This window comes from Aeromonas sp. R1-1, assembly GCF_040908495.1.
GTDB classification, from domain to species: Bacteria; Pseudomonadota; Gammaproteobacteria; order Enterobacterales; family Aeromonadaceae; genus Aeromonas; species Aeromonas veronii.
Map to the genome: position 1 here is coordinate 1 of NZ_JBFODV010000194.1, position 2,646 is coordinate 2,646.

At 60.8% G+C, this 2,646-nt stretch carries 4 protein-coding genes and 1 tRNA gene; all 5 read right to left on the reverse strand.

The genetic code is table 11. The features are described 5' to 3' along the window. Nucleotides 1-88: transfer RNA gene (locus AB5Y92_RS12565), tRNA-Ser, on the reverse strand. A gap of 145 nt (nucleotides 89-233) precedes the next feature. Beyond that, the gene (locus AB5Y92_RS12570) at nucleotides 234-851 is read right to left on the reverse strand and encodes a TPM domain-containing protein (protein WP_005337196.1); all 618 of its coding nucleotides are present in this window, start codon (nucleotides 849-851) and stop codon (nucleotides 234-236) included. Between the two features lie 20 nt (nucleotides 852-871). Then, on the reverse strand, nucleotides 872-1,597 hold the full coding sequence (locus AB5Y92_RS12575; protein ID WP_058058421.1) for a YgcG family protein: 726 nt from the start codon (nucleotides 1,595-1,597) through the stop codon (nucleotides 872-874). Continuing rightward, the gene (locus AB5Y92_RS12580; protein ID WP_058058420.1) at nucleotides 1,594-2,184 is read right to left on the reverse strand and encodes a LemA family protein; all 591 of its coding nucleotides are present in this window, start codon (nucleotides 2,182-2,184) and stop codon (nucleotides 1,594-1,596) included. Before AB5Y92_RS12580 ends, AB5Y92_RS12575 begins: the two co-directional genes overlap by 4 nt. Before the next feature lie 85 nt (nucleotides 2,185-2,269). Next, nucleotides 2,270-2,646, reverse strand: a 377-nt coding sequence (locus tag AB5Y92_RS12585; RefSeq protein ID WP_368226883.1) for a penicillin-insensitive murein endopeptidase, incomplete at its 5' end; no start/stop codon positions are given.

Here is a 2,646-nt window from a genome sequence, read left to right on the forward strand (position 1 = left end):
TGGCGGTGAGGGAGGGATTCGAACCCTCGATACGTTGCCGTATACACACTTTCCAGGCGTGCTCCTTCAGCCACTCGGACACCTCACCAAATTTTCGTTCGCTGCGCTGTTGCGCTGGAACGGGGCGTAATTTAGGGGAAAGGGCTGTGTGGGTCAACCTCTTTTCCCCTTATTTTTCATAATCTTTTCCGAATGCTTAACCCTTGTGCAGAATGCCGTTTTTTTAAACCGGATCAGGGCTTGTCGAGGATGATCAGACTGTCCGGCAACTCGTTTTGATCCCGGGTGGCCGGGAAAGCGTCGGTCAGAATGGCGCTAACGCGTTCCACGCACTCCAGAAAACCCTGTTCGATCTCCTTGTTGCGCACTCGCGCCACGAAGTCGTCGATGATCTCCTGCCACTGGCCATTGTCGATATGCTGGGCGATGCCGTCATCCACCAGTATTTCTACATAGTGCTCGGCGGCCGAGACGAAGATCAGCACCCCGAGCCGGTCGCGGGTGCGGTGCAGCCCCTGTTCGACAAATTGCAGGCGAGCCATCAGCGCAGCCCGGTGCTGGCGAACCTTCTTCGGGATGAGCCGCATCTTGATGGGGGTCCAGTGGAACAGCAGGCTCAGCAGCAGCCAGACCGACCACTGTACCAGCAGGATCTCGTACCAGCCGAGCCAGAAGCCGAGCTGGAACACCAGCAGGGGGGTGAGCATGGCCAGCAGCGCCGCCCAGAGGGTGGGAATGTAGCGATAGCCATCGCTGGCCGGTGCCAGCACGGTGACCAGTTCAGCATCAGTCTCTAGCTCCGCTTCGCGCACCTTGGCCTGAAGCGTGTGGAAGAACTGTTTAGAAATCATGATTTGTCTCTTTACTCCTGTTACCAGCCACCGGAGGCTCCGCCGCCGCCAAAACTGCCGCCGCCACCGCTGAATCCGCCGCCAGAGCGACCACCAAAGGAGCCGGCACCCAATCCACCGGCCATGTAGGTCGACCGACGTCGTCCTCCCGGCCCACCGCCACCACCCCCGCGCAGGTTGTGGAGCACGATCATCGCAATCACCACCAGAATAAACAGCCAGGGGCCGCCACCGTTGTCACTCTTTGGCTGCTCGACCGGCTGATATTCTCCGGCGAGTGCCTTCATGATACTCTGGCTGCCCGCCATGATCCCGGCCACCATATCGCCGCGCTTGAAGGCGGGCAGGATGCGGCCATGGATGATGTTGGCTGCGATGGCGTCGGGCAGGGCGCCTTCCAATCCATAGCCTACCTCGATCCGCACCTTGCGCTCATCTTGGGCGATCAGCAACAGCACGCCATTGTTTTTACCTTTCTGGCCGATCCCCCAGTGACGACCGAGCTGGTAGCCGTACTCCTCGATAGTCTCCCCATCGAGGCTGTCGACAGAGACCACCACCAGCTGGATGCCGCTGCGCTTTTCAAAGGCGGCCAGCTGTTGGGTCAGTTGATGGGCCTGTTTGCGGGACATAAGACTGGCTTCATCCACCACCCGTCCGCTCAGCGTCGGGAAGTCCGGCGCCGCTTGCAGGGCAGTGGCCCAGAGCAGCAGACAGGGAAGAAACCAGCGCAGCATCATCTTCATTGGAAGTTGACCTTGGGCGCCTCATCGGCACCGGGTTTGGCACTGAAACTGGGTTTGGCTTCCAGATCCGAGTAGAGCAACTTGGACCAGATGACGCCGGGGAAGGTGCGGATCTCGGTATTGAACTGGCGTACCGCCTCGATATAGTCGCGGCGTGCCACCGAGATGCGATTCTCGGTTCCTTCCAGCTGGGCCTGCAGGGCAAGGAACTGCTGATCCGCTTTCAGCTCGGGGTAGCGTTCTACCACAACCATCAGGCGGGAGAGGGCGCTGGAGAGCTGGTTCTGCGCCGCTTCAAACTCCTTGAGCTGGGCAGGATCGCTCACCTGCACGCTGCCGACCCGGGCACGGGCATCGGTGACCGCCTTTAGGGTCTCCTGCTCATGGCTGGCGTAGCCCTTGACGGTGGCGACCAGATTGGGAATGAGGTCGGCGCGGCGCTGATACTGGTTCTCCACCTGCCCCCAGCTCGCCTTGACCTGCTCATCCAGGGTCGGAATATTGTTCATGCCGCAGCCGGTCAGGCCGAGCAGCAGGGTCAGGGTCAACAGGCTCTGCGTGGTTCTGCGCCAGAGTGATGTGGCCATCTTGTTGTTCTCCTTTGGTATTTCGAGTCGATAGTGCGCCATGGATGGTGTACGACCAAGAGTGCACCACCATACCAGCTTGGGGTCAGTTGCCACAACGCGCAGGTAGCTCAGGTCGCTTGTTGATGCCGGAGACCTTGGGCAGCTGGGGCTTGTCTTTGAGCCAGGAGGCCAGCTCTTCCCCGCAGCCATTGCCGGGCGGAATGGGAGCCTGGGGCTCGCAATCGGGGCTGCCTGCCGGGCAGCGCAGCCGTACGTGGAAGTGGCTGAAGTGGCCCACCCAGGGGCGCAGCTTGGCGACCCAAGGTTCGTTACCAGCCTGTTGGCAGACCGCGGATTTGATCACCGGATTGACGAAGATGCGGGCCACCTCGGGTTTGCTGGCCGCAAGCCGCAGCAGGGTGAGCTGCTGGGGGCCAAAGCGGCCCGGTAACATCTTGTAGCTGGGTTCGTCGATCAGCG

Excerpts from the sequence above, each read along its gene's own strand:
- AB5Y92_RS12570 (WP_005337196.1), bottom strand. The coding sequence starts at position 851 with ATGATTTCTAAACAGTTCTTCCACACGCTTCAGGCCAAGGTGCGCGAA.
- AB5Y92_RS12575 (WP_058058421.1), bottom strand. The coding sequence starts at position 1,597 with ATGAAGATGATGCTGCGCTGGTTTCTTCCCTGTCTGCTGCTCTGGGCC.
- AB5Y92_RS12580 (WP_058058420.1), bottom strand. The coding sequence starts at position 2,184 with ATGGCCACATCACTCTGGCGCAGAACCACGCAGAGCCTGTTGACCCTG.